The organism is Aestuariivirga sp., assembly GCF_044238155.1.
Lineage (GTDB): Bacteria > Pseudomonadota > Alphaproteobacteria > Rhizobiales > Aestuariivirgaceae > Aestuariivirga.
On the sequence record NZ_JBIIDX010000174.1, the window covers coordinates 1 to 6,857 of the forward strand.

The 6,857-nt window shown below is 56.5% G+C and carries 6 protein-coding genes; 3 read left to right on the forward strand and 3 right to left on the reverse strand.

Annotated features, from left to right (window positions below; genetic code table 11):
* Together ACILRN_RS14960 and ACILRN_RS14965 are read right to left on the reverse strand one after the other, a co-directional pair.
* On the reverse strand, positions 1–1,262 hold a 1,262-nt coding region (locus ACILRN_RS14960), incomplete at its 3' end, for a PleD family two-component system response regulator (RefSeq protein ID WP_395689624.1).
* The gene (locus ACILRN_RS14965; RefSeq protein WP_395689625.1) at positions 1,259–1,633 is read right to left on the reverse strand and encodes a response regulator; all 375 of its coding nucleotides are present in this window, start codon (positions 1,631–1,633) and stop codon (positions 1,259–1,261) included. The genes ACILRN_RS14965 and ACILRN_RS14960, both read right to left, overlap by 4 nt.
* A 128-nt stretch (positions 1,634–1,761) precedes the next feature.
* Here ACILRN_RS14965 and ACILRN_RS14970 point away from each other — a divergent pair, with 128 nt between their 5' ends.
* From ACILRN_RS14970 to ACILRN_RS14980, 3 genes are read left to right on the forward strand one after another with little or no spacing between them, the layout of a single operon-like run.
* Positions 1,762–2,064 carry a DUF3572 domain-containing protein gene (locus ACILRN_RS14970; RefSeq protein ID WP_395689626.1) on the forward strand — a complete coding sequence of 101 codons (303 nt, stop codon included), beginning with the start codon at positions 1,762–1,764 and terminating at the stop codon, positions 2,062–2,064.
* Positions 2,054–2,704, forward strand: coding sequence for a hypothetical protein (locus ACILRN_RS14975; protein WP_395689628.1), 651 nt, complete (start codon positions 2,054–2,056; stop codon positions 2,702–2,704). Before ACILRN_RS14970 ends, ACILRN_RS14975 begins: the two co-directional genes overlap by 11 nt.
* A gap of 11 nt (positions 2,705–2,715) precedes the next feature.
* Complete coding sequence (locus ACILRN_RS14980) at positions 2,716–4,002, forward strand: DNA polymerase IV (RefSeq protein WP_395689629.1); 1,287 nt, start codon at positions 2,716–2,718, stop codon at positions 4,000–4,002.
* Here ACILRN_RS14980 and putA read toward each other — a convergent pair.
* Positions 4,003–6,857: bifunctional proline dehydrogenase/L-glutamate gamma-semialdehyde dehydrogenase PutA (gene putA / locus ACILRN_RS14985; protein WP_395689631.1), on the reverse strand; the 2,855-nt coding region annotated here is incomplete at its 5' end.

The window sequence follows — 6,857 nt, forward strand, 5'->3', positions numbered from 1 at the left end:
ATACTTGCAACTCCAAGCGAGGCCGTAATGGTCAGGGTGCATCCAGAACCGGGATTGAAGGGCTTCGATGCAACTGCCCTTCGAATTCGCTCGCCAATGCGCTCAGCGGTGGCAAGATCAGTTTCTGGAAGCACCACCACAAACTCCTCGCCACCTGTTCGGCAGGCAAGATCAACACTGCGGACGCATGCACGAATGCGGCCGGCAACATCCTGCAAGACCCGGTCGCCCGCATCATGGCCATATGTGTCGTTCACGGACTTGAAGTAATCGACATCGAGAGTCAGGATTGACAGCAGTTTCCCCCGGTTCACAGCCTGATCGATCAAGCCCGTCAACTGGGTCTCGAGGTAGCGCCGGTTATGGAGCCCCGTCAGCGCATCCGTCACCGCAAGTTCGAGAGAGGCGCGAACGCTCAGTCTCAACTGCTCTGTGTAACGGTAGCGCCGGATTTGCGATGCAACTCTCGCGTGCAGTTCCTGCCGGTCCACCGGGCGGATGAGATAGTCGTTCACCCCCATGTCGAGGGCCCGCAGCAATCTCTGATGATCTTCCAGATTCACAATGATCAGGATGGGAATCTGCCGCGTCTGTTCGAGGGTCTTGAGCTGCGAGCAGATCCGAAGTCCGTCAGACCCCTCGATGTCAAGATTGACGATAATGAGTTCAACACCTCGGCCATCAAGTCCGCAAGCCTCGCTGGCGTCCTGCTGACTCGTCGCGAGCACGACATTATGGCGATCAGCCAGTACTTTGCAAATACGGTCGGCCATAATTGTCGGGTTGTCGATCAGCAGTATCCGGCCTCCAGTTGCCGGCTGTCCCAGGATTTCACTCGTGGCCAAGCCAAGCGGATCAGTGCCGGTACGGCTACGCAACTCATCGGTTAACATCTTCAGCCTCACCAACCCTCTCACCCGGCAGAACAACGACAAATCATTGACTGGCTTGGTGAGAAAGTCGTCAGCTCCGGCCTCGAGGCCACGGACCCGATCTTCCGGTTGATCCAGAGTCGTGACCATTACGACAGGAATGTGCTGCGTTGAAGAATTTGCCTTGATACGCCGGCACACCTCAATGCCGTCAATGCCGGGCATCATCACATCGAGGAGCACGATATCAGGCTTGGCACGATTTACGGCTTCAAGTGCATCGGCACCATTCATTGCAGTGACGACATCAAAATACTCAGCCGCCAACTTGGCCTCCAGGAGGCGTACATTGGCCAGGACATCGTCGACAATCAGGATGCGCGCAGTCATGCAGTTTTCTTGAGATAACTGTCGATGGTACGCAGGAAGCTCACTACGGAGATGGGTTTGGAGATATAGGCCTCACAGCCCCCTTCGCGGATTTTCTGCTCGTCACCCTTCATGGCAAAGGCCGTGACTGCAATTACCGGTATATGCTTCAGCGTATCATCTTCCTTCAGCCATTTCGTCACCTCAATGCCCGAAACCTCAGGCAGCTGGATATCCATCAGGATCAGGTCAGGCTGGTGCAGGCGCGCCAGCTCCAGGGCCGACAGCCCATCGCGGGTCTGTATCACCTTGTAACCATTGGCTTCGAGCAGATCATTGAACAGCTTCATGTTCAACTCATTGTCCTCGACAACCAAAACTCGCTTCACCATGGCGCGCGCTACCCCGGGGACCCCACACTGCCCTCCCTTCCTTTTTTGGACCCGGCAGGGTAACCAACAGCTTAACCGCACCCCTCCTCTGTTCAAAGCAGTTCAGGGGTGGTTAATTTGGAAGCCAGATGCGCCCCAAGATCCCCCGCCCCACGTCCGGGCAAGCCGAACAGGCGGAAATCATCGCCCTTCAGGTTCTGGCTTTCCTGGCCGCCGATACAGAACGCCTGCAACGATTTCTGGACCTTACAGGGCTAGATGACGGAGCACTCCGGCGCGGTGCGTCCAACCCGGAACTGCTGGCGGCGATCCTCGACCATCTGTTGAGTGACGAGAGCCTCCTTCTTATATTCGCAGAGGAGCAGGCGCTTAGTCCCGACGCCGTCGCTCGAGTCCGCCGCCATTTACCCGGAGCAAACCTTGATTTCTGACATTACCAAGGGCCAAATCGACAGCCTCAATTTCACCGGACGGCCACTGGTGATATGCGACGTGGACGAGGTAATCGTTCACTTCACCCGTGACTTTGAAGACTACATTGCGGCGGAGAACCTTTGGCTGGACACGGCAAGCTTCGCTTTGGCGGGTAATATTCGGTGCCGGACGACTGACACACCGGAAACGGAAGACCGGGTCGCCAGCTTGGTGTCTGAATTCTTCGCCACAAGAACTCGTCACATGCAACCAATCGACGGAGCAATCGATGCACTGCTCGAATTCGGCAGCAAGGCAGATGTGATCCTCCTCACCAACCTGCCGCATAGTTCCGGCGACCTTCGCCGGAAAAACCTGGCTGACCATGGAATACCCTACCCAGTAGTCACCAACTCTGGACCCAAGGGCCCCGCGATCCGCAGCATTGTCGACAACGCTCGCCAACCTGAGGCTGTTTTCATCGATGACAGTCCCAGCTTCATTGCGTCTGCTTATGAACATGCGCCAGATGTTCACCTTGTACACTTTCTACATGATGATCGCTTCGCAAGACACATCGAGCCACTCAGTTACGTATCCCTGCGTACCGGCAACTGGTTGGAGGCACGCAGCCATGTTCTTGAGATAATCAGCTGATCAACCACGCAATGGCCGACAAAACCGCTGAATCAACACCCGGCTTTTGCCGCGACTGTCTGGAGCGAATAGTAGGCTTTGAAACACGCTGCCGCGTCTGCGGAAGTCCAAGACTGATCCACCACGAAGAACTCGACCAGTTGTCGATTGCGCACATTGACTGCGACGCCTTCTACGCAGCCATCGAAAAGCGGGACAGGCCAGACCTGGCTGACCGACCAGTGATTGTAGGCGGCGGCAACCGAGGCGTTGTAGCCACAGCCTGCTATGTGGCACGGATTCACGGCGTCAAATCGGCAATGCCCATGTTTAAGGCACTCAAGCTATGCCCCGACGCCGTCGTAATCGCGCCGAATATGGCAAAATATCAAGCGGCCGGCACGATTGTGCGCAGCTTGATGCTTGAAGTTACGCCACTTGTTGAACCGCTCTCGATTGATGAGGCCTTCCTCGACTTGTCTGGAACGCAACGCTTGCATGGCATGTGCCCAGCATTGACCCTCGCCAACCTGCTGAAACGGATCACAACCGAAGTAGGGATCACCGCATCCGTCGGCCTATCCCATAACAAGTTTCTGGCAAAGCTGGCTTCTGACCTCGAAAAACCAAAGGGCTTCTCTCTACTGGGAAAGAAGGAAACCCTAGGCTTCCTAGCAAGTCGACCTGTCAGCTTCATCTGGGGTGTTGGCAAGACAACTCAGGAGCAACTGGCGCAGGACGGCATTACGACTATCGGCCAGTTGCAAAATATGGAGAAGGGTCACTTGCTGCAGCGGTACGGCAGCATGGGGACCCGGCTCTATCATCTTTCACGCGGGCAGGACGAACGAGCGATTTCGACTGACGATCCGTCCAAATCGATCAGCGCCGAGACAACATTCGATACGGATATCGTGGACTGCGAAGATCTTGAGCGCCTTCTCTGGCCGCTGGCAGAGAGAGTCTCTCGTAGGGCCAAAGCAGAGGGCGTTGCAGGTCATGTAATCGTCCTCAAACTCAAGTCAGCCGACTTCAAGACCAGAACACGAAGCGTAACGTTATCGGATCCCACCCTGCTCGCCACGAGAATCTATGATTCCGCCTTGCCTCTGCTTCGTCGCGAGGCAGGAAGAACTCGCTTCCGCCTCATAGGAGTTGGGCTCTCAGCGCTTGTCTCGGCGGACCCGGCGATTGAAACCGAGACGCTCGACTTGACGGCGGCGACCCGCGCCAAGGCCGAAATCGCAGTTGATCACATACGCGACAAATTCGGTCGCAGAGCCGTAAGCCGGGGATTGGGATTTGGTATGGAGGATTGACTACATCGACATCAGCGCAGCATTGCCCCCGGACGCCGTTGTATCGATTGATGATACCCGCTCAGTTGCATAACGAAGCAGGTAATGTGGCCCTCCAGCCTTGGGCCCCGTGCCCGACAATCCCTCTCCGCCAAATGGTTGAGCGCCCACTACTGCCCCAATCTGATTGCGATTGACATAAAGATTGCCAACCCTTGCGTGTGCGCGCACCTCCGCGATCGTCCTCTCGATACGAGTATGAAGTCCCAATGTCAGGCCATAGCCAGTCGCATTCAGGGCTTCACATACTGCGCCAAGACGGTCCGACCTATACCGAACAACGTGTAGCACTGGCCCAAACACCTCCTGCGTGAGCGGCGCAATTGTGTCTAGCTCATAGGCTGCCGGCGCAACAAAACTCCCGCGCGAACAGCATTCTGGAAGCTGGGCTTCAAAAATGATCTTGGCCATATCTCGTATCCGCGACTTATGGGCGTCGAGAGAGTGGCGAGCCTCATCATCAATCACAGGACCAACATCTGTGGAATAGCACTTCGGATCACCGATCACCAGTTCGGCCATCGCGCCCCGCAACATAGAAATGACACGGCTTGCAGCATCCTCCTGAACGAAAAGGATGCGCGCAGCGGAGCACCGCTGGCCAGCGCTGTCAAACGCTGATGCAAGTACATCACGCACAGCCTGCTCAGGGAGAGCCGATGAGTCAACGATCATGGCGTTGAGACCACCGGTCTCAGCGATCAGCGCGGGAATTGCGCCGGAGCGCTGCGCCAAAGCCCGGTTAATCAGGCCCGCGGTCTCATTGGATCCTGTAAATGCCACTCCGGCAAGGCGAGGGTGCGAAAGCAGCACCTTACCCAGCCTCGAACCGTCACCCGGCAGGAAATGAAGGACATCAGGCGGGATGCCGGCTTCGTAAAGCAATCGAACTGCCGTAAAGGCCACCAGCGGCGTTTGCTCGGCGGGCTTGGCCACCACACTGTTGCCCGCCACAAGTGCAGCAGCCACTTGACCGGTGAAGATTGCCAGTGGGAAATTCCATGGGCTGATACAGGCAAAAACCCCTCGCCCGTGAAGCGACAACTCGTTCTGCTCTCCAGTAGGCCCTGCGAGCCTGGTTGGCGTTTCAAACCCAACCCTGCCCTGGACTGAGTAATACCGCAGGAAATCGACAGCCTCACGAATATCGGCAATAGCATTCTCAAGGGTTTTCCCTGCTTCGTGGACCAGAAGCCCGGTGAGTTCCGCTCTGTTCTCTTCGTATAGATCGGCTGCCCTCTCAAGCAGACGAGCCCGATCCGCCCCGCGCAGCCGATCCCAGCCTGGTTGCGCGGCTCCCGCCACTTCCATCGCACGGAAGGCAGCCTCATCACTGGCCTCATGAACGCGGCCGATGCTGACTGCGCGGTCCGCCGGACAGGAGATCGCCCGGAGCGGTCCATCATGCAGGGCTACGCCATTCACCATCGCAGCGGCGATCTGAGGCCTTGCGAGCGACCCGGCGATGTCTGCTTCGAGTTGATGGCGAGTAACGTCGTCCCACAACGGTAGGCCCCGTGAATTGGCGCGTGCAGCAAAAATATCACGAGGCAGGGGGATTCGTGGGTGCGGCACCGTTGAAAGCTTATTCACCTCCATCACCGGATCTGCAACAATCTCGGCGACTGGCGCCTCGTCATCAGCGAGGCGATTGACAAAAGACGTGTTGGCACCATTTTCAAGAAGCCTGCGAACCAAATAAGCAAGGAGGTCTTCATGACTTCCGACGGGCGCATAGATCCGGCATGGCTGGTTCGACTTTACCGTGCCAGCTACCTGCTCGTAGAGAGTTTGCCCCATGCCATGCAGGCGTTGAAACTCGAAACGACAATCGTCACCAGCCATCACCAAAACAGCGGCCAGCGTTTGCGCGTTGTGGGTTGCAAACTGCGGATAGAAGACATCCCGCCTGCTGAGCAGATAACGTGCACACGCCAAGTAACTCACATCGGTCGATTTTTTTTGAGTGAAAAGTGGATAGGCGTCATAACCCTGCTCTTGGGATCGCTTGATCTCGGTGTCCCAGTAGGCACCCTTGACCAAACGAACCGGAATGACCCGGCGACTTGAGGACGCTACTGCCGCAAGCCAGTCCAACACGGATCGAGCCCTTTTCGAATAGGCTTGAACGGCAAGCCCCAGCCCATTCCAGTTCGTGAGCTCATGGTCCAGACAGAGCCTGCCAAACAAATCAAGAGACAGATCAAGACGGTTGACTTCCTCCGCATCGATGGTGATCCCTGTGTTAAGCCTTTTGGCTTCTCGAGCGAGACTTGCTACGCGCGGCAAGAGCTCCGTCATGACGCGGGCTTCTTGCTTTTTTTCATAGCGCGGATGCAATGCAGATAGCTTGACGGAAATGGAAGGGCGCGCAAATACATCATCGCCAACAGCCCGTGAGCCTATTGCTTGTAGTGCCGACCAGTAGGAATCGAAGTAACGCTGCGCGTCAACACTCGTGAATGCGGCTTCACCCAGCATATCATATGAAAACCGATACCCGTCTGCTTCGAGTGCTGACGCAGCAGTCAATGCTTCACCAATCGTCCGGCCAAGCACGAATTGCTTACCCATTATGCGCATGGCTTGCTTCATGGCATTGCGCACGATGGGCTCACCTGAGCGCTTCACTAACCTGCCCAGATACGCTCCAATATCACTGCCAATCGCCCGCTCCAGATCAACAAATCGCCCTGTCAGCATGAGCCCCCAGGCAGATGCATTGACGAACAACGAGTCCGATCGACCAAGGTGGCTCTCCCAGTCCCGACCGCCCAATTTGTCAGCGATGAGCCTGTCGGCAGTTTCAGCATCAG

Coding starts and splice junctions, on each gene's coding strand:
- ACILRN_RS14965 (WP_395689625.1), bottom strand. CDS start 1,633: ATGGTGAAGCGAGTTTTGGTTGTCGAGGACAATGAGTTGAACATGAAG.
- ACILRN_RS14970 (WP_395689626.1), top strand. CDS start 1,762: ATGCGCCCCAAGATCCCCCGCCCCACGTCCGGGCAAGCCGAACAGGCG.
- ACILRN_RS14980 (WP_395689629.1), top strand. CDS start 2,716: ATGGCCGACAAAACCGCTGAATCAACACCCGGCTTTTGCCGCGACTGT.